Source organism: Frankia sp. CgJB1 (assembly GCF_977947065.1).
Genome location: NZ_CDWTNB010000065.1, coordinates 1 through 19,425 on the forward strand (window position 1 = coordinate 1; position 19,425 = coordinate 19,425).

Here is a 19,425-nt window from a genome sequence, read left to right on the forward strand (position 1 = left end):
GGCCAGCGCGACGACGAGACGGGCGTCGTCAACGAGCTGGCCGTCCCAGTGCAGCACCCCGCCGCGCAGCCCGGCTTCCCGGAGCGCGGGAGCCACCCCGAGCGTCTCCACGGCGGTCAGCCGGCGTGGGCCGGGCAGGACCGCGCGGGGCGTGCCCGCGCCGCGGCGCAGCAGGTCGCCGAGCCACACCCCGGCCTGGACCAGCGCGGCGTTCGACCGCGGTACTCCCGGGGTCAGCGGGGTGAGCATGGGCAGCGCCCGCACGAGATGGGGCGCGGTGTGCCGCATCAGGATGTCGCGTTCGACGGCGCTCTTCCGCGCCAGCGCCACGTTTCCGGTGGCCAGGTAACGCAGCCCGCCGTGAACGAGCTTGGAACTCCATCGGCTCGTGCCGAAGGCGAGGTCGTGCGCCTCGGCGAGGACGACGGACAGGCCGCGGGAGGCGGCGTCCAGGGCCACCCCGGCCCCGGTGACCCCACCGCCAATCACCAGCAGGTCCACCGGGCCGCCGGCCGCGACGGCGGCCAGCTCCCGTTCCCGCCGCCCGGCGTTCAACGAGGTCGCCGCGGTCGGCCGGAGCGTCAGAACCGTCATGGTGATCCCCCAGTGCTCTCCTTGACCGGTTCCGGCGCGAGGTAGCCGCGCAGGAGCCGGCGCAGTTCGGCGGTCCGGGTCGCCGCGGGGACACCGCAGCCGAGGGCCTCGGCGGACAGGACGAAGGACTGCACGACGAGCAGGACCATGAGGGCCAGCGCCGACGGGTCCGCGGGCCGCACGGCGCCGTTCGCCGCGGCGGTGCGGAACTGGCTCGCCAGCAGGTCCAGGATCATCTGCTGGGTGGCGCCACGTCGCTCGATCAGGTATGGGATCAGCAGCTCGGGATCCGTCTCGATAATCCGCAGATAGAGCGGGTTGGTGCGGAACGCCTCCACCGTCGCGATGATGTGCTCGACGAGATCGTCGAGCAGCCCGCCGTCGAGCAGCCCGCCGTCCGGCCCGGCCTGGGCCATGGCCGACGCGGCCGTCACGACCTGGGTCCACTCGCGGGTCATCACATCACCGACCAGCGAGCGCAGGTCCGGCCAGCGTCGATAGAGGGTCATCCGGCTCACTCCGGCGCGGCGCGCTACCTCGGTCAGGGTGGTCCGCCGGACCCCGACCGCCAGCAGGGACGCCTTGGCCGCGTCGAGGACGGCCTCCTCGCCGGCGAGAGCCATCCACCCTCCCACCCTCCCTCCCTCCCGCCCGTCGCCACGGGCGCGGGGAGCGGCGCCGCCGCGCGGGATGTGCCATCGTAGGATGAGACCTTGTGATAAGGTGACGTTGGCTGTCACACTGTCTCGCAAGAGATTCTACCGAGGCACCACCGGATCGGACAGGCGGTACGCACGCCGATGACGAGCACCGACGAGGCCCACGAGAAAGCCCGTGAGATCGTCCCGGCCGAATCCGTCTGGTGGGGCTGGGGCCCCGCCGAGGCGCATGACCCACTGCCCGATTCCACCCGCCTTCTGCTGGCTCGGCTCGGCATTCCCGCCCGTCCTCGCCCGCCCGTCCCGCTCGCCGAGGTACGCCTGCCCGCGTCGCGGCTGCCGGATCCGGCCCGGGCCGCGCTCGCGGAGGTCGTCGGGGACGACGAGGTCCGGGTGGACGATGTCACGCGCATCCGGTACTGCCGGGGCCGCTCGACGACCGACCTGTTGCACCTGCGGGCGGGGGATGCCTCCGCCGCGCCCGACGCGGTCGTCCGGCCCGCCGATCATGACGAGGTGCTCGGCGTGCTGCGGGTCGCGACCAGAGAGCACCTCGTGGTCGTGCCGTTCGGGGGCGGTACCTCGGTCGTCGGCGGCCTTGCGCCGCCCGAGCGTGGCGACCGTGCCGCCGTCGCCCTCGACCTCGCCCGGCTGGACCGGCTCGGCCGGGTGGATCCCGACTCCGGCACCGCGGAGCTCGGCGCCGGGCTGCGGGGCCCCCGGGCCGAGGCGTTGCTGGCCGAGCACGGTCTCACGCTCGGGCACGTCCCCCAGTCCTGGGAGTACGCCACTATCGGTGGCTACGCGGCGACCAGGTCCAGCGGTCAGGCATCCGGGGGCTACGGCCGGTTCGACGACCTGGTCGTCGGCCTGCGGGTGGCCACGCCGGTGGGCGGCTGGGAGCTCGGCCGCGCCCCGGCGTCGGCCGCCGGACCGGACCTGCGGGAGCTGCTACTCGGCTCCGAGGGCGCCTTCGGGGTGATCACCCAGGTCGTGGTCCGGGTCCGGCCGCTGCCGGCCCGGCGCGGCTACGAGGCCTGGTCGGTGCCCGACTTCGCGACCGGCACCCGGCTGCTGCGCTCACTCGCCGCCCGCGACCTGCGGCCGACGGTATGCCGGTTGTCCGACGAGACGGAGACCGTCGCGGGGCTCGCGCGGCCGACCCGGTCGGGCGGCGAGCGCGGGGGCGGCGCCGTCGGCTGCTACCTGGTGACCGGCTACGAAGGCGACGATCGCGCGGTGGAACAGCGTTCCGCGGCGGTCGCTGCCGTCCTGCTCGCCGGGGGCGCCAAACGGCTCGGCGCGGCGGCCGGCCAGGACTGGGAGCAGGGTCGGTTCCGGGCGCCCTACCTGCGCGACGCGCTGCTGGACCAGGGCATCTTCGCCGAGACCCTGGAAACGGCGGGATTCTGGACGGCGCTGCCCGGGCTGTACGCGGCCGTCCGAGATGCGCTCACCATGACGCTGGCTGCCGCCGGCCTGGCACCGGTCGTCATGTGCCACATTTCTCATCTGTACGCCACGGGGGCTTCGCTCTACTTCACCGTCGTCTGCGGCGAGGGCGACGACCCGATCGGGAGCTGGCGGGCGGCCAAGGCCGCGGCCACGGACGCGGTCGTCGCCACGGGCGGCACGATCACCCACCACCACGCGGTCGGGACGGAGCACCGGCCCTGGCTCGGCGCCGAGATCGGCGATCTTGGTATCGAGGTGCTCCGGGCGGTCAAACGGACACTGGACCCGGCCGGCATCCTCAACCCCGGGGTTCTCGTCGCCTGAGGCACTACCGGGCGCATCGGGTCGACCCGGGAGCCTGGATAGGCCAAGGGTGTGGAGACCATTGCCGCCTGTGTGGTTGTCCTGTTCTTCCTGCTGATCCCGGTGGTCATCGTCGGTGCGGCCCTGGGCTGGGCCTACCACCGTTGCGCGCCGCTGCGGGCCCGGGCGGCCGTCGAGGCCGCCCGGGAGCAGCGGGCCCACCCCTGAAGACCGGGCCGGGCGTTCCGTCGATCCCCGGGATGTCCGGACAGCGTCTCCGTCAGGATGAGGCCATGAGCACCGGACCGTGCGAGCCGGCTCCGGGTTACCCCGGCGGGCCGGGCGGTGGCGTCGACCGTGATCGTGACCGTGCCGGGGACCGTGCCGGGGACCCGGAGTTCGCCCCGGCGACCCGCGGCCTCGTCGTCGTGGGACCGGGGGCGAGCTTCGGTTCCGACCTGTTGCGCCGGTTTGGCCGGGAGGGGTTCGCCCTGGGAGTCGTCTCCCGGTCCGCCGACACGCTGACCCGGGTGAGGGACGAGCTCGCCGAGGACGGCCTGGCGGTGCACGGCGCCGTCGCCGACGTCACCGACCAGCCGGCCCTCACCACGGCCATCCAGCGGGTGGCGGCCGACGTCGGGGGGCTGACGGTGCTTGTCTACAACGCCAAGCTCAGCATCCGCGGCGGCGCCCTCACGGTGAAGGCCGAGACGATGAACCAGACTCTTGCGGTGAACGTCACGGGCGCGCTCACCGCGGTGCAGGTGGCGGCAGACCTCCTCGTGGACCGGCCGGCCGCGACCATCCTGTTGACCACGGCCGGATCGCGCACCGAGCCGGTGGCCGGCCGGTTCGCGCTGGCGATCGGCAAGGCAGGCCTCGCCGCCCTCGCCGATGCGGTACGGCCGATGCTGGCCGCGCGGGGTGTCCGGCTGCGCACGGTGGTTCTCGACGGCAGGGTGGACGCTGCGGGCCCGCTACGTCCGGGGGTGGTCGCGGACCACTTCTGGCAGGCGTTCGCCGCCCCGCGTGGCGACGTTTTCCGGCTCGCGCCGGCTAGACGGGACACTCCGGTGGCGCAGCTCCCGCTGGAGGTGTGAGCTGGTAGCGGCGGTGACGCTGGTGACATGGGTGACGGCCGGTGATGGCTGGCGGATCATGCTCCGGGCGGTGGCCGATGGTATCTGGTTTGCCCGGTCTGGTCGGTCAAGTCGGGGATCCGACACCGATGTCGCATGGATGATCGGACCCGCGGCCGTGCGGAAGGCACGGAGCATGCGACGATCCGGCAGGGCCAGGCACAGGACAACCGCCAGGCGGACATCGACAGGGCGACGGCGTGCTCCGGCGCGGCATGGCAGGAGATGGACCGGTGAACGACGGACGTGACGGTGATGGGCAGCAGCCTGCGGACAGCACCCATGTGATGCCTCCGGACGGTGATGGGACGCGGCCCGCGAACCAGAACAGGCCGGCCCGTCCGGGCGCCCCGGTGGGACCACCGCCGCCTGCGGAGTCCTTCCGGCCGATGGGACCACCGCCGCCCGCGGACTCGTTCCGGCCGGCGCGGCCGGCCGCGCCGACCCGGAGGGGTGACCCGCCGGCTGGTTATGAGCCGCCGGCCGGCTCCGGCGCTCAGGGTGGCTACGACGGCACCGCGGTCCTGGGTGCGGCGCCCGGGACCACGGGGATGGGGAACATCACCGCCCGCGAGGGCGGCGGACCCCATGATCGGCTGCCCGGCGCCGCCGGCGGGGGCGGTAGAGGCCCGGAGGGATTCGCCGTGGCGCCAAGCGGCGGCACGCCCGCCGTGCCCGCCAAGCCGCGTCGCCGGCGCCGGAAACTGCTCATCGCGCTGGTCGCCCTGATCGTCCTGTTCGTCGTGGGCGACCGGGTCAGCGTGGTGATAGCCAAGGATCAGATGCGCCAGCAGGTCGAGGCCGGCGTGGCCGAGAACATCAAGCCGGGTGATCCCATCCCGACGGTCAAGAGCGTGAGCATCGGCGGATTCCCGTTCCTTACCCAGGTCCTGTTCGGGAAGTTCACCAACATCGGAGTAGAGATCGAGGGCATCCCGACGCCGGGCCCGAAGATCTCGTCGGTGAAGGCCAATCTGAAGGGTGTACACGTACCGCTCGGTGATGCCATCACCAACAATGTCGGGCAGGTGCCCGTCGATCACGTGCGGGCCACTGTGGATATGACCTACAACGACCTCAACGCCTACCTCGCCGGGCAGCAGGTGCAGGTGAAGCCGGTCGACGGGGGAAAGGAGATCGAGGTGACTGGCACCGTCAACGTGCCGGTGCTGGGTACCCAGCAGGTCGGTGGGATCACGACGTTCGAGGTCCGGAACAACATGCTCACCCTGGTGCCGAGTGAGGTGAAGCTCACCGGAACTGTGAACCTCGGATTCAGTGTCCCCGGAGAACTTCTGCCGTCCATCCCGATCCCGATCTCCGGTCTGCCATTCCATCTCCGCATCGTCGAGGCATCCACGAACGCGACCGGTCTCTCACTCACCGCGACTGCCGAGGACGTGGTGCTCCCGGCGTCCTGAGCCCTGAGTGGCGGTCCTGAGCCCTGACATGATTTCCGCCACAGTTGCGCCGACCCGGAATGCCTCGCGCGCGGTGGTCGAGCCGTACCGACCGCCCTCCCCGCGGTCAGGGCCCGGATCGGATCCGGTCGAGGCCGCCCATGGCCCCTCTCTCCCCGGAGTACGTCCTTCCCGGAGTACGTCGACCTTCCCGCGGAGTACGTCAACCTGTCGACGATCGTTCGACGCGCGGCACCTCCCGGCGTTTCATCAGCCGATTTCCGGTGGCCGTCCGTTGGCTGATCGTCCACTTCCGTGGCGTGCGTCCCGGGTGCCGCCGAGGCCTGCAGCCGCTGGTCGGATCGGCGACAGATGCCACTGTCGGGGACCGTCGACCATCATCCTCATAGGGTGCCGGACGGGAACATGCGTCATCGTCGTCGCTTCCGGGGCACGGTCATCGAGACGATCTGACCACTCAGGGTGACGTGGCCCGGAAGGTTTCGTGCAGGGTAACCGGTAAATCGACCGATCATGAGGCGGCAGGAACCCGAGAGATGCCCGGAAGTCGACGCGACGGCAACGATCGCCGTTCAGCTGGTGGTAAATCGTCACCCGGGGTGGATCAAGGTCATCCCTCGACGCTACGATCGGGCATCCGACGTGATCCGGCGGCTCGAGTGGCCGCGCGAGGTGGTGACCCGGCGCGCCATGATGACACCGCAGTACCTGGTAAAACCGCACAGCGTAGTGACACCGCACAACGTAGTGACAAGGTGGAGTTCGGCGGGACATCCCGGCCAGCGTCCCGTCGCGAAGGGGGAAACACGTGCAGACGACCTTCCTGAGAGTCGTCACCGAGGCCGGTGCGGCTACCGTGCCGGCCGAGGCGCAGTTCATCATCGGCCGTGCCCGGACCGCCGACTACGTCATAGCGGACAGCCGGGTCTCCCGTCGCCATCTCCTCCTTGAGCAGACCGGCAACGGGTGGGTCGTTCGGGACATCAGTTCCAACGGCACCTGGATCGACGGGCAGCGCATGCCCGAGACCGTCCCGGTGCACGGTGAGGTGCGGCTTCGTCTCGGCGCTCCGACCGGGCCCGAGGTTGTCATCCATCCCCAGGTGCCGGAAGGCCGCAGGCCGCTGGACGAGCCGGAGTACGACCCCGGCTACGACATGCAGACGATGCTGCCCAATGTTGCCGGTTACTCTCCGCCACGACCCACGGGCTCCTCGAGGGGTGGGCGCGGGACCTCGCATCAGGGGCCGACCGATCCGTCCCAGCGCGGGCACGACTACGACGACCAGGGTCGGGACGAACGGGTGAGTGGCGTCACCAGCCTCGAGCAGGAGCACGAGCGGCGAACCACCTATCGGCTGCGCCCGGGCACGATGTCGATCGGCCGTGCCCGTGACAATGACATCGTCATCACCGACCTGCTTGCCTCCCGCCGGCACGCCGAGCTCTACATCGGCCGGTCCGGCCTGCAGATCGCCGACCTCGACTCCGCCAACGGCGTGTTCGTCAACGGTCGTCGGATCAACCGGGCGTCCGTCGGCCAGGGCGACGTCATCGCCGTCGGTCACCACGTCTTCCAGCTCGAGGGCGACCAGCTCGTCGAGTACATCGACTCCGGTGACGTCAGCTTCGAGGCCGACGCCCTGAACGTCTGGGCCGGTCAGAAGCAGCTCATGCACGACATGACGTTCAAGCTGCCCGGCCGGGCGCTGCTGGGCGTCGTCGGGCCGTCCGGGGCGGGTAAGTCGACGCTGCTCAACGCGCTCACCGGCTTCCGCCCCGCGGACAAGGGCACCGTGCGCTACGCCGGCCGGGACCTCTACTCAGAGTATGACGAACTGCGGCGCCGGATCGGCTACGTGCCGCAGGAGGACCTGCTGCATACCTCGCTCACCGTCCGCAAGGCACTCGAGTTCGGCGCCGAGCTGCGCTTCCCGCCGGACGTCACGAAGGCGGAGCGGCGCACCCGGGTCGACGAGGTGCTCGCCGAGCTGGGCCTCACCCAGCACGCCAGCACCCAGGTCTCCCGGCTGTCCGGCGGCCAGCGCAAGCGGACCTCGGTGGCCCTGGAGCTGCTGACCCGGCCGACCCTGCTCTACCTCGACGAGCCGACCTCCGGCCTCGACCCGGGCATGGACAAGAACGTCATGGAGTCGCTGCGCAAGCTCGCGGACGACGGCCGGACGATCGTCGTGGTCACCCACAGCGTCGCCCAGCTCGACCTGTGCGACTACATCCTCGTCCTCGCACCCGGCGGCTACGTGGCCTACTTCGGTCCGCCGCAGGACGCGCTGCCCTTCTTCGGCAAGCGGGACTACCCGGACGTCTTCCTCACCCTGGAGGCGATGCCCGGGGCCGAGTCGGCCGCCAAGTTCCGCAACTCGCGGTACTACGTGCCCGCCTCGATCACTGCTCCGTCGGCCCGGCCGGCTCCCGAGGAGCTGCCCTCGCTGCGGCAGCAGTCGGTGATCTCGCAGCTTGTGACGCTGAGCCGACGAACAATGGCCGTCATCGCATCCGACAAGTCATACCTGCGGCTCATTATCGCCTTCCCGTTCCTGCTCGGGCTGATACCCAGGGCCATCGGCGGGAACTTTGATCTCACGGCCGAACAGACCAAACAGTTCTCGCCGAACTCGGATGCCCCGACAGTTCTTTTGATCATGGTTCTCTGTGCCTGTTTCATGGGAATGGCGAACTCGGTCAGAGAGATCGTCAAGGAACGGGCGATCTACCGAAGAGAGAGAGCCATCGGTCTGTCTCGGACCGCGTATGTCGGTTCGAAGATCCTCGTTCTTGTTATGATCACTGTTGCCCAGGCGATCCCGTTCACGTTGATCGGTCTTGCCGGGCGAACGCCGGACAAGGGTGTCGTGCTCGGGAACGCCCTGCTCGAACTGCTCATCGCCGTGATTGTGGTCTCGCTTGCGTCGGCCATGCTCGGGCTGGTGATCTCGGCGATGGTCGACAACGCGGACAAGACCATGCCGCTCCTGGTACTGATCACCATGGCCCAGCTCATCTTCAGCGGTGGCATCGTGCCGGTGAAGGGCACGCCCGGTCTGGAGCAGATCAGCTACATCGCGCCGGCCCGCTGGGGCTTCGCGTCGATGGCCTCGGTCGGTGACCTGAACCGCATCACCCTGGCCGGCGTGCTACGGCCAGACAACCAGAAGCCGGTGAACCCGAAGGTCGTCGATGACCCCTTCTTCGACCACAGCGCCTCGGCGTACCTCACCGACATTGTCGCCGGTCTCGTCGTCGGCGTCCTCCTTGTGATCATTACTTCCTTCCTGATCCGCCGGATGGACCCGAAGACCGTCAAACGCGCCACCGCCGCACCGGTCAGCGGCCCACCCCGCTAGGCCCCTTGCCTATCCAGAGGGATAAATCGGACACAAAAGCCTCTGGATAGGCAAGGAAGCCGGGAGCCTCGGGCGTCCCGGGTCCCCGGGTCCCGGGTCGGCCGGCGGGATTCACGCTTCGGCAGGGCCACCTGCACGGGCTCGGAGAAGTGCCATCCGGACGACTTCCGTCGTTCTCGCCGCTTCCGTCGTGACATCGTGCCAGGTGAAGCGCAGAACATCCCAGTCGAGACGGACGAGGTCGTTCTGACGTGCCCGATCGCGATGAAGAGCCTCCGGCTCACCGTGCGGCCCGACGCCGTCCGCTTCGATCGCGACCCGCAGCGACGGCCAGGCGAGATCGAGCCGTGCCACCGGCCGGCCGTGCCGGGGATCGTGGACTATCCATTGAAGCTCGTCCGGCGCCAGCCCGGCGTCATCGAGAAGGAGCCGCACACGCGTCTCCAGCGGTGACTCTGCCCGCCCGTCGATCTTTGACCACCATCCGTCCGCACGATCACCATTGCGGCGTTCCTGCACGCGTGTGCGAAGATTGAACAGCTCGTTCCGGGATAGACGGCGTTGGTGAACAAAAGCGTCGAGGACACAGATGAACAGCTCGCGGTCGCACAGTAGGGCCAGATCTTCCAACGTTCGGGCAACCGTGGTGGTACGGATGCCGTCGAGGTCGATGGTCTCGCCACCGCGGACCGTCATCCAATGCCGGTGACAACCGCGACGCTGACGAAGTCCTCCCTCACCGGGCAGCGCGACATCGACGGGTTCGTCGGGCCGCCAGCGGGAGAGGGCGGGAAGGCCGTGCAGTCGGGCCGCGGTACGTCCGCAGATCGTCCCTCCGACGATCGACAGCGCCGCTCGGGCACGGGCCCGGATTTCGTCCCGAATGGGCGGCACGAGCAACGTGCCCCGCACCGGGGAGGTCCAGCCGTGCCTGCGTCTACGAACGCTGATCGCTTGGTCCGACATCCCGAGCTGCCGGGCATGCCGACGGGTGATCATGTCGTCCTGCTTGCGGGCGAGTGCGACGACCTTCTCATAGGACTCTCATAGGACTGGGTCACGTCCCCAGTGTCGATCACGGTTCGAGCATCCTGCCGGGCTCGTTCGCGATCTGTGCATAACCGGCCCCTCTCGCCGGCTTCCTTGTCTATCCAGAGGCTTTTGCGCCCGATTTATCCCTCTGGATAGGCAAGGAGCTCAGCCGGCGTTCCAACGGGCGTGGCCGTTGAACCCGCCGGTAGTGGTGAGCTTGCGGTCACTATTGTTCGGATTGTTCGGATCGTTCGGATTCAGAACGTAGAGTTGCCGGTCACCAGGGTCCGTGGGATTGCGCTGCCCGCTGAAGGCGATGCGACCGTCCGGCGCGTAGGCCGGGTCCTGGTCGTCCCCGTGCACCCGGGTGAGCTGCCGGGCGTCGGTGCCGTCCGAGTTCATCTCGAAGATCTCCAGATCGCCGTTCTTCGCCCGGGTGAAAGCGATCTTCCTGCTGTCCGGGGACCAGACCGGGTCCGAGTCCCCGTTACCCTGGTCCTGCGTGATCGGGGTCGCCTGGGCATCCGGTTGGGCCGGGATCACCACGATGAAGCCGCGGTCGCCACCGGTGTTGTTCGACCAGTAGGCGATCCGCTCGCCGTCCGGCGACCAGGCGGGGTCGGTCGCCTGCGGCTTCGCGTTGAGCCGCCGCACGCTCGAGCCGTCCAGTTTCACCACATACAGGCCGGGGTTCGGCGTTCCGGTCTGATCCCTGGTGGAACGGACGACCAGGAAGCCGCCGTCGGGGGAGAGCGAGGGCCGGGCGTCGTCCGCGATCGCCAGCCCGGCGGCCGGGCCCGAGGTGAACAGCTGTACCGGTTTCCCGGAGCCGTCGGCGGCAATCGCCTGCAGCGTATTCGGGCTGCCCTTCTTGAAGTAGACGATCGTCTTGCGATCGTCGCTGATCGCGGGCAGCATCTCCTGGTCCGGACCGGTGACGATCGGCTTGTCGTTCGCGAGCAGCCCGTTGTCCGTGACCTGCCCGGTGAACAGATCGTAGTTGCCGTTGCGGTTGGACGCGTAGACGAGGGTGTCCTTGCCAAGCGGCTGGGCCGCCCTGGGCAGCGTGAAGGCCGCTGATTGGGCCGATGGGGCTGGTTGGGGCGACGTGGCCGGAGTCCCGGAGATGGTGGCCGGATTGGCTGCGTCGGTCCCGGAGCCGCCGTCATCACCCGAGCTGAGGGCGAGTACTCCCGCGAGGATCGCGCCGACGACTACGACACCCCCACCGACGAGCAGCGGGGTGCGGTTCCTGTTCCCGCCCGCGCCGCCCTGCCGGCCGGGAGCATCGGCTCCACCGCCCCCGGGACCGCCGGGACTCCCGTGACCGCCGGCACCGGCGGGTAGCCGGGTCGGGGCGTCCTGGTCGACGGTGTAACCGCTGCTGACGGGGGCCACTGCCGTTGCGGGGAAGCCGGCCCCGTGGGGCCCGGTGCGCCCGTGACCGGTGCGCCCGGGCCGGGCACTGGCAGCTTCCAGCCCTGCAGGATGTTCGTGACGTCCTGCGGGTTGACGGCGGCGGCAGCGTCCGGGCCGGTGCCCGACGGGTCGCCGAGCAGGCGCTCGGGTCCTTGCGCATCGCGTGCCAGACGATCGGGCGCAGCGCCGGGTCGACGTCGTCGAGCCGCGGTTCCTCGTGTAGGGCGCGGTAGAGCAGCACCTGCGCCGAGGCCTCACCGAAGGGGTAGTGCCCGGTGGCGGCGAAGGCGACGAGGCCACCCCACGCCCAGATGTCGACCGCCGAAGTGATCGGCCGGCTCTCGATCTGCTCCGGGGACATGAACGCCGGCGTCCCGAGCTGCTGGAGATCGCCGGTGAGGTTACTGCCGGCGTCCACCGCCCGGGCGATACCGAAGTCGATCACCCGGGGGCCGAACGGTGAGAGGATGACGTTCGCGGGCTTGAGGTCGCGGTGCACGATCCCGGCGCTGTGGATGGCGGTGAGCGCCGCGGCCACGCCGACCGCGAGTTGTTCGAGGTTGGCATCGGCGAGCGGGCCGTTGCGCTGGACGTACCGGGCGAGGGTCTCGCCCTCGATGAACTCGGTGACCAGGTAGGGCCACTCGGCGTCCGGATCGGCGTCGAGCACCTCAGCGGTGCAGACCCGGGCGACTCGCCGGGCGGTCTCGGCCTCCAGCCGGAACCGGGCTCGGAACTCGGGGTTCCCGACAGCCTCATTCCGGATCACCTTGATGGCGACGAGCCGGCCCTTCCCGGAGCGGCCCAGATAGACTATGCCCATTCCACCCTGGCCGAGTTTGCCCAGCAGCGTGTACGAGCCGAGCTCGTGGGGGTCGTCCGGGCCAAGGGGGGGCGGATCGTGCCGGCCACACCCGCATCCGATGACATCATCGACCTGTACCCCCACCCGCCGCGTGCCGACCGCGGCCTCGCGCGGGAACGCCGCGCAGGTCGCGGGCTCGCCGGTGGACGCGCACCGACTCTTGATCCATCACGGAATGTCCCGATCAACCATTACGGTCAACCGCTGGCAAAATCTTAGGCGAGAGTGACCGGGCACCGGGCTGTCGGGGCCCCGATAGCCCCCGCCACCTCGATGTCAATGCAGCGACAGGCATTCGGCGCCCGCGTGGCTTCTGTCATCCGGTCACGTCCTGCCTCCTGGTCGGCCGGGGGGCGACCAGGGGCGGTCGGGGTCTCTGACCGGGTACGGCCGGGGTCGACCGGGGCCGACCAAGGCCCGGGCGGGGGAGTCTCCCGGGAACGCCGCGCCGCGTCCCCGGGAACCCCCCGAGTCACGACCGAGCCGTCGCGGACCTCGCGACACCTCCGATTGCCGGTCGGTCCACCGGCGACCCGGTCTGGTCCCCGATCAAAGCGGCTGGCGGCCCACACAACCCCGTATCTGTGCGGCTTTCGCCGAATGTGTCAGGAAGGAACGCTGCACGGCCGAACGCGAACGGCCGAACGGTGCTACGCCCGATCATCCGACCCGACGACCTCCAGGACCTCGTCGACGTCCCGGCGGGGAGTGGGGCCGAGCGGTTGTGCACCCGGCTCGGGATAGCCGGCCCGCAGGATCATCTGGACGTGCCCGAGACCGCTGGTGGTGCCGCGGAACTGCTCCCGCATGCCCTCGACGTCGATCGCCTGCGACATCGGCGACGAGGCGAGACCGAGCAAGGTGGCGGTGAGCAGCACACGCTGCATCGCCTGCCCAGCGCGCAGCCGATCGGCGGTCGTGTCCGCATCGGTGCCGATGATCAGGATGCCGGGCCGTTCCACACCCGTCTCGTCCAGCACGGTCCCCGCCTCGCCGACCACGTCGAGGTCCCGCATCGGGAACTCGGACTGGCGCGGGGCGTCGGTGTGGACGACTGCGCTGCGCGGGATGCCATCGGCCGACGTGGATCCCGTTCGACTCCACGAGGCCAGTTCCTCCCGGTAGGCCACGTTGTGCGCCTCGATCCAGTCCGCCCGGGACAGCAGGACGCTGACCTGGACGCGCAGCTCCGGGTCGATCGGCGCGGTGAGCCAGCAGCCCTCCGCCTCGGCCGCGGCACGCAGGCGGCTGATTACCTCGGCAGGCAACGGCTGGTCGTCGAACGGCCGGCGATCGGTGTGCCGCCGCGGGATGGCATCGGCCAACGCCCGCTCGTCGTCCTCGGCAGGCTGATGGCCGATCACCGAGATGGTGGCGAGCGGGGCGGGGCGGAAGTCGTCGACGCCGTCGGGTAGCGGCTCCACCACGGGGACCTCGCCGCGGGTCCGCAGCGCCAGCCGGGCGTTGAACAGCGCCGCTCCGCAGCTCAACAGCATCTGCCGGCCCTCGGGATCGGCGACCTTGAGCTGGCGGGTGCTGTCGGCGAGAAGGGTGAGCCGGCCTGCCTCGAGGCGCCAGCGCCACGGCTGCGTGTTATGGATGGACGGCGCCGCGGCGGATGCGGCGACCACCTCCCGAGCCAGGTCGGGAGTCAGGGGAACCAGTACGGACCGTGCTGCTTTGGTGGACATCTCAGCCTCCCTTCTCTTAAGTGTCTACCCCCAGCCTGCCCTCCCGACCGGGTAGAGGGCATGTGCCGAGGGGAACAGTCGGGGCGGACCAACGGCCGGCAGGCGGGAGTCGGGCGTCGGGTGGCGGGGCGTCGGGGCGTCGGGTGGCGGGCCCGAGGCACCGCCGCGGACGTGGTGGGTGGGTACCGCCGGGACGGCACGGGCAGGGCGGAGCGCATGGGCGGAGCGCATGGGCGGAGCGGAGTGATGGCGGGTATCGCGGGTAGCCCCACTGCATGGCTGGAACCGACACAGAGGCGGTGCTCGCCGAACTGCTCGCCCGGCATGGGCGGACCTACGCCGACGAGATCGGCGCCGACGCGCCGGCTGACACCGCGGAGGCGATGTTCAGGCTGATCGTCTTCGCCCTGCTCGCGAGCGCACGGATCCGCACGTCGATCGCGGTCGCCGCCTGCCGTTCCCTGATGGACGCCGGCTGGACCGACGCCGCAGCCATGGCCGAGGCGACCTGGGAGGACCGTACCCGGGTGCTGAACGGCAGCGGGTACGCGCGCTACGACGAGAGCACCTCTCGGACATTGGAGGCGGCCTGCCGTTACCTGATGGACACCTACGACGGTGATGTCCGCCGGCTGCGGGATGCCGCCGAGTACTCCCCGGACCGGGAGCGGGAGCTGCTGCAGAAGATCAAGGGGATCGGTCCGGTCGGTGCCGACATCTTCCTGCGCGAGGCGCAGGCGGGATGGGACGAGCTGGTGCCCTACCTCGACGAACCTACCCGGAGAACGGCTGGAGCCCTCGGGCTGCCGACCGGCCCGGCGAGGCTCGCCGCACTGGTCGACCGGCAGGACTTCCCGCGGCTGGTCGCTGCGCTGGTGCGGGCGCGTCTCGAGCACGACGTCACCGACCTGCGGGAGGCGGCGAGCAGGCCCTGACGCCCGTCCGGTCCCGACCCCAGCTGGCGAGACAGGAGCAGACAGCAGGCGGGCAGCAGGCAGACAGGAGGCGGGCAGGAGTCAGACGGCAAGCAGACAGCAGGCAGACAGGAATCAGGCAGGAGGACGTGTCGATGACGACGCACGACGACAGGATTCAACGCAAGATCGCGTTTCTGGTGGCACCGGAGGGCGTCGAGCAGGTCGAACTCACCGAGCCGTGGAAGGCCATCGAGCAGGCCGGCCTGAGCCCGGTGCTGGTGTCGACGGAGGGAGGCAGGGTGCGGGCGTTCCGGCACCTGGACCCCGCGGACACCTTCCCGGTCGACGTCACGGTCGCCGAGGCGGATCCCGCGGACTTCGACGCGCTGGTGCTGCCCGGCGGAGTCGCCAATCCGGACGAGTTGCGGTGGCAGCCGGGTGTTGTCGAGTTCGTCCGGTACTTCTTCGATGCCGGCCGCCCGGTGGCGTCGATCTGCCACGCTCCCTGGACCCTGATTGAGGCGGACGTGGTCCGCGGACGGCGCATCACGAGCTGGCCGAGCCTGCGCACCGATCTGCGCAACGCCGGGGCCGAGGTCGTGGACGAGCAGGTCGTCATCTGCCGGTCCGGGCCGAACACGTTGATCAGCAGCCGCAGGCCGGATGATCTGCCGGCCTTCGACGGCACCCTGGTGGAGCATCTCACCTCGGTGGGCGTCTGATTACCTCGGTGGACGCCCCAGCTCGGGACGCCGTTCACCGTGGATGCGAAGGAACCGCCGGAAACGGCTCCTTCGCCCGGGCCGTCTGCTACCTCGGATCAGGTTGGTCGCTACCCCGCACCAGGTGGATCATTGCGGTGTATCCCGTCGCCGGACATCTGTAACCTGGAACAGCGATGATGCGGCATTCCGGCCGCCGTGCCGGATGGCGGGCCGGCTTGCCGTGGTTGCCGTGGTCGTTCGTGGACACGCCGTCGTTGTCGTGGACATGTCGTTACCAGGGTGGGGTCACCGGAGCCGGGTCACCAGGCGGGCCGGGAAGATCTGCAGGGGAGGGGCTGTTACTCTCCCTGGCTCACCTGACGGCGTCGGCCCGCACCCCGGGAAGCCGCAGCCCAAGAATCCGACCGCGACCGGGAGGAGAGCCGGTGCCGACCATGCAGGACGTCGAGCGCGCCCGTGAACAGGCGTACCTGGACACGCTGTATATCCGGTTGGACGAGGTCCGCGAGATCACCCGTGGGCAGCTGCGCCGGGTCCTGCTGGAAAGTGGCACGGGCACCCCACAGTCACTCGTGGAACGTGACGTGTTCGCGGCGACCCACGCCGACCGGCTCGCCCGCCTCGACGCCGCCGAAGGGCGGCTGTGTTTCGGCGCGATGGACCACGCCGACGGGCGCCGGACGTACATCGGCCGGATCGGCCTGTCCGACAGCGAGCAGGAACCGATCTTGGTGGACTGGCGGGCCCCGGTGGCCACCGCCTTCTACCGGGCGACGCTGGCCGATCCGCACGGTCTGGTGCGGCGGCGTCATCTGCGGACCAAGGGCCGGGAGGTCACCGGCATCGCCGACGACCCGTTGAGCCTGCCGGCCGGCACGGCCACCGGCACTGGCACCGGCACGAGCGAGCCCGGCGGGGTGACGGCGTCCGGCGACACGATGTTGCTCGAGGCGCTGGCCGCGCCCAGGACCGGGCGCATGCACGACATCATCGCCACTCTGCAGGCCGAGCAGGACCGCATCATCCGGGCGCGGGCGAACGGCGTGCTCGTCGTCGACGGTGGACCGGGGACCGGTAAGACCGCGGTGGCGCTGCACCGTGCCGCCTATCTGCTCTACAACGACCGGGCTCGACTCGACCAGTCCGGCGTGCTGATCGTGGGGCCGAGTCCGGTGTTCCTGCGCTACATCGACCAGGTGCTGCCCTCCCTCGGGGAGACCGAGGTGATCTTCGCCACGCCGGGACGGCTCTTTCCCGGGGTCGACGCGCACGGCGTCGAGGACGCCGCGACCGCTGCGCTCAAGGGTGATCCGCGGATGGCCGAGGTCATCGCCGCCGCCGTCAGGGACCGGCAGCGGCTGCCGCGGCGAGAGGTGCTCATCCCCTACGACGATCACATGCTGCGCCTCGGTCGCGACACGGTCGCGCGGGCCCGCACCCGGGCGCGGCGCAGCCGCCGCCCGCACAACTCGGCCCGTCGGATCTTCCTGCGCGAGCTGTTGGCAGAGCTGGCCACCCAGGTGGTGAACCAGATCCCGGGCGGGCTGCTCGATGCCGACGAACGCGGCCAGATCATCCGGGACCTGTGGTCGGCGGAAGAGGTCCGTACGGTGCTCGACGGCCTCTGGCCGCTGCTGACCCCCCAGCGGCTCCTCGAGGAGCTCTTCGCCGATCCGGCGGCCCTGGCGCGTGCGGCGGGTAGCCGGCTCACCCCGGCGGAACGATCTCTGCTCGAGGACCGGCGGACGGCCGCAGCGTCCGTCCGGATCCCGGTGCAGCGCGACGGCGTGGGTACGGCGGGTACAGCGGCCGCCGAGCGGGTCGAGCGGGTCGAGCGGGCGTGGGCTCCGGCCGATGTGCCGCTGCTCGACGAGGCCGCCGAGCTGCTCGGCGACCCGGGCGAGGAGACCGGCCGCGAGACCGCCCGCCGTGCCGAGCGGGAACGCGAGGAGGAACGCGAGTACGCCCGGGGCGTGGTGGACATGCTCGGGCTCGAGGGGCAGGTTGACACCGAGGCGCTCGCCGAGCGGTGGAGCGGGCCGCGGGCGCGGCGCAGTGCCGCCGATCATGCCCGCGAGAACTGCACCTGGACTTTCGGCCACCTGATCGTCGACGAGGCCCAGGAGGTCTCGCCGATGTTGTGGTGGCTGCTGTGGCGGCGCTGCCCGGGACGCACGGCGACCCTCGTCGGTGACCTGGCCCAGAGACCGCCCGGCCGGGCGCGCCGACGTCCTGGGGGGAGCTGCTGGGGCCCGCGGTCGGCAACCGGTTCACGGTCGAGCGGCTCAGCGTCAACTACCGCACACCTCGGGAAATCATGGACGTTGCCGCCGACGTCCTGCGGGCGCAGGACCCGACGGTCTCCGTTCCCCTCTCAGTGCGTTCGGTGGGCCGTGCCCCGACGGCGGTGCGCGTGGGCGACGTGACGACCGACGATGTCCCGGGCCTCGTCGGTCTGCTCAAGACTGGTCTGCTAAAGGGCAGGCGGACCTTCGCCCAGGAGCCTCCCGGGGACCTCGTCGCCGCCGTGGTGTACGCGGCGAGCCGGGCCGCGAGCGAGGTCGGCGACGGGCGGGTCGCCGTGATCTGCCGCCCGCAGGACATCCCGGGGCTGCGCGGCGCCCTCATGGCAGCCCTCCCGGATCTGGCGGTCGCGGCGGACTCCGTCGACCCCGCCAGCGCCGTCGGCAACGCTCTCGACGCGCCGGTGGTGGTGCTGAGCGTGGCGGAGAGCAAAGGTCTCGAGTTCGACGCGGTGGTGCTGGTGGAACCGGCCGCGTTGCTGGCCGGGCCGACCCGGGGGCTCGCCGACCTCTACGTCGCGCTGACCCGGGCCACCCGTTTCCTGACCGTGGTGTATTCCGGCGAGCTTCCGCCGGTACTGGGCCGACTCGCCCGGCGGTAATGTGCCCGCCCGCGGACGGGTTCCGGATCCGTCCGCAAATACCAGCTAGCCCTGCGTGAGGAGCAGCGTCGGAACAAAATTCCGATATTTTCTTGATATAAAATGTCCATCCATCGTTCATCGGAACGTTGTTCCGTGTGGCTAGGTTCGTGGATGTGACGACCAGGCCCAGTGAGACCGGCGCGGCGAGCGTTGCTGACGAGCCGGCTGGCACCCTTGCTGAACGGGTGCGGGGGGCCGCCGCGGATCTCGCTCCGAGCGAGGCCCGGGTCCTCGAAGCGTTGCTGGAGCCGGGAGCGGAGATCCTTAATCTTTCGGTATCCGAGGTCGCCGCTGCCGCGGGGGTGGGGGTCGCCACGGTCGTCCGCGCGTGCCAAAGTCTCGGCTTCAAGGGTTTCCAGGCAGCCAAGATCGCTCTAGCTCAAGATCTTCTGCCGCTCGGTGAATGCCCCCGGGAGGACATCGATCCCAGCGACACCGTGCATCAGGTGCTTGCCAAGCTGGCGGCCTCGAACGGTCAGGCACTGTCGCGCGTCCCGATGAGCGTGGGCGCGGGTGCGCTTGCCGATGCCGTTGAGGCGCTCCATGCGGCGCGGCGTGTTCTTTTTCTGGGGGTCGGCACAAGCGCACCGATTGCCGCGGACGGGGCGTTTCGGCTGGCCACGATCGGCGTCCCGGCCAGCTTCCCGCCGGATGTGCACACGCAGCACGTGCAGGCACGCCTGCTCGGGCCGGATGATGTCGCGGTTGCGGTGAGTCACACCGGGGCGACTCATGAGACCGTAGGCGCTGCTCGCGGCGCACACGCCGCCGGTGCCGCGGTTATCGCGATCACCAGTTTTCACAGCAGCCCGTTGACGGAGGTCGCGACAACCGTGCTCGTCGCCGGGAGTCGTAAAACCCGGTACCAAGGGATCATCATTAAATAAGTTGATC

Annotated in this window: 13 protein-coding genes and 1 pseudogene; 9 read left to right on the plus strand and 5 right to left on the minus strand. The window is 70.3% G+C overall.

Annotated elements, in window-relative coordinates; translation table 11 throughout:
• Together AC08OT_RS09635 and AC08OT_RS09640 are read right to left on the minus strand one after the other, a co-directional pair.
• A partial coding sequence (locus AC08OT_RS09635) for an FAD-dependent oxidoreductase (protein WP_476602737.1) occupies window positions 1-594 on the minus strand: 594 nt, incomplete at its 3' end.
• On the minus strand, window positions 591-1,217 hold the full coding sequence (locus AC08OT_RS09640; protein WP_476602738.1) for a TetR/AcrR family transcriptional regulator: 627 nt from the start codon (window positions 1,215-1,217) through the stop codon (window positions 591-593). The genes AC08OT_RS09635 and AC08OT_RS09640, both read right to left, overlap by 4 nt.
• A gap of 177 nt (window positions 1,218-1,394) precedes the next feature.
• On the opposite strand from AC08OT_RS09640, the gene AC08OT_RS09645 reads away from it, so the two are divergent.
• The 5 genes from AC08OT_RS09645 to AC08OT_RS09665 all read left to right on the plus strand — a co-directional run bounded on the left by AC08OT_RS09645 (window position 1,395) and on the right by AC08OT_RS09665 (window position 8,935).
• Entirely contained in the window at window positions 1,395-3,032 is a 1,638-nt protein-coding gene (locus AC08OT_RS09645) for an FAD-binding oxidoreductase (RefSeq protein ID WP_476595960.1), read from the plus strand.
• Between the two features lie 51 nt (window positions 3,033-3,083).
• The gene (locus AC08OT_RS09650; protein ID WP_462186483.1) at window positions 3,084-3,239 is read left to right on the plus strand and encodes a hypothetical protein; all 156 of its coding nucleotides are present in this window, start codon (window positions 3,084-3,086) and stop codon (window positions 3,237-3,239) included.
• Window positions 3,240-3,304: 65 nt separating this feature from the next.
• Entirely contained in the window at window positions 3,305-4,111 is an 807-nt protein-coding gene (locus AC08OT_RS09655) for an SDR family NAD(P)-dependent oxidoreductase (protein WP_476602739.1), read from the plus strand.
• A 272-nt stretch (window positions 4,112-4,383) separates the two neighbouring features.
• A complete protein-coding gene (locus AC08OT_RS09660) occupies window positions 4,384-5,571 on the plus strand; it encodes an LmeA family phospholipid-binding protein (RefSeq protein WP_476592764.1) in 1,188 nt (395 codons plus the stop codon).
• 808 nt (window positions 5,572-6,379) lie between these two features.
• Complete coding sequence (locus tag AC08OT_RS09665; RefSeq protein WP_476592763.1) at window positions 6,380-8,935, plus strand: FHA domain-containing protein; 2,556 nt, start codon at window positions 6,380-6,382, stop codon at window positions 8,933-8,935.
• Window positions 8,936-9,046: 111 nt separating this feature from the next.
• On the opposite strand, the gene AC08OT_RS09670 is transcribed toward AC08OT_RS09665, so the two are convergent.
• From AC08OT_RS09670 to AC08OT_RS09680, 3 genes are all read right to left on the minus strand, one after another.
• The gene (locus tag AC08OT_RS09670; RefSeq protein ID WP_476592762.1) at window positions 9,047-9,934 is read right to left on the minus strand and encodes a hypothetical protein; all 888 of its coding nucleotides are present in this window, start codon (window positions 9,932-9,934) and stop codon (window positions 9,047-9,049) included.
• 1,201 nt (window positions 9,935-11,135) lie between these two features.
• Window positions 11,136-12,335, minus strand: coding sequence for a serine/threonine-protein kinase (locus AC08OT_RS09675; RefSeq protein WP_476602740.1), 1,200 nt, complete (start codon window positions 12,333-12,335; stop codon window positions 11,136-11,138).
• 566 nt (window positions 12,336-12,901) lie between these two features.
• Window positions 12,902-13,942, minus strand: coding sequence for an Acg family FMN-binding oxidoreductase (locus tag AC08OT_RS09680; protein WP_462203886.1), 1,041 nt, complete (start codon window positions 13,940-13,942; stop codon window positions 12,902-12,904).
• Between the two features lie 275 nt (window positions 13,943-14,217).
• Between AC08OT_RS09680 and AC08OT_RS09685 the strand changes: the two genes are divergently transcribed.
• The 4 genes and pseudogenes from AC08OT_RS09685 (at window position 14,218) to AC08OT_RS09700 (ending at window position 19,418) form a co-directional block, all read left to right on the plus strand.
• Window positions 14,218-14,877, plus strand: a complete 660-nt coding sequence (locus AC08OT_RS09685) for an HhH-GDP family DNA glycosylase (RefSeq protein ID WP_476592760.1) — start codon at window positions 14,218-14,220, stop codon at window positions 14,875-14,877.
• 134 nt (window positions 14,878-15,011) lie between these two features.
• On the plus strand, window positions 15,012-15,581 hold the full coding sequence (locus tag AC08OT_RS09690; protein WP_462188293.1) for a type 1 glutamine amidotransferase domain-containing protein: 570 nt from the start codon (window positions 15,012-15,014) through the stop codon (window positions 15,579-15,581).
• A gap of 428 nt (window positions 15,582-16,009) precedes the next feature.
• Window positions 16,010-18,489 (plus strand): annotated as a pseudogene (locus AC08OT_RS09695) (HelD family protein).
• Between the two features lie 227 nt (window positions 18,490-18,716).
• Entirely contained in the window at window positions 18,717-19,418 is a 702-nt protein-coding gene (locus AC08OT_RS09700) for a MurR/RpiR family transcriptional regulator (RefSeq protein ID WP_476602741.1), read from the plus strand.
• The last annotated feature ends 7 nt before the right edge of the window (window positions 19,419-19,425 follow it).

Coding starts and splice junctions, on each gene's coding strand:
- AC08OT_RS09640 (WP_476602738.1), bottom strand. CDS start 1,217: ATGGCTCTCGCCGGCGAGGAGGCCGTCCTCGACGCGGCCAAGGCGTCC.
- AC08OT_RS09645 (WP_476595960.1), top strand. CDS start 1,395: ATGACGAGCACCGACGAGGCCCACGAGAAAGCCCGTGAGATCGTCCCG.
- AC08OT_RS09655 (WP_476602739.1), top strand. CDS start 3,305: ATGAGCACCGGACCGTGCGAGCCGGCTCCGGGTTACCCCGGCGGGCCG.
- AC08OT_RS09670 (WP_476592762.1), bottom strand. CDS start 9,934: ATGATCACCCGTCGGCATGCCCGGCAGCTCGGGATGTCGGACCAAGCG.
- AC08OT_RS09680 (WP_462203886.1), bottom strand. CDS start 13,942: ATGTCCACCAAAGCAGCACGGTCCGTACTGGTTCCCCTGACTCCCGAC.
- AC08OT_RS09685 (WP_476592760.1), top strand. CDS start 14,218: ATGGCTGGAACCGACACAGAGGCGGTGCTCGCCGAACTGCTCGCCCGG.
- AC08OT_RS09690 (WP_462188293.1), top strand. CDS start 15,012: ATGACGACGCACGACGACAGGATTCAACGCAAGATCGCGTTTCTGGTG.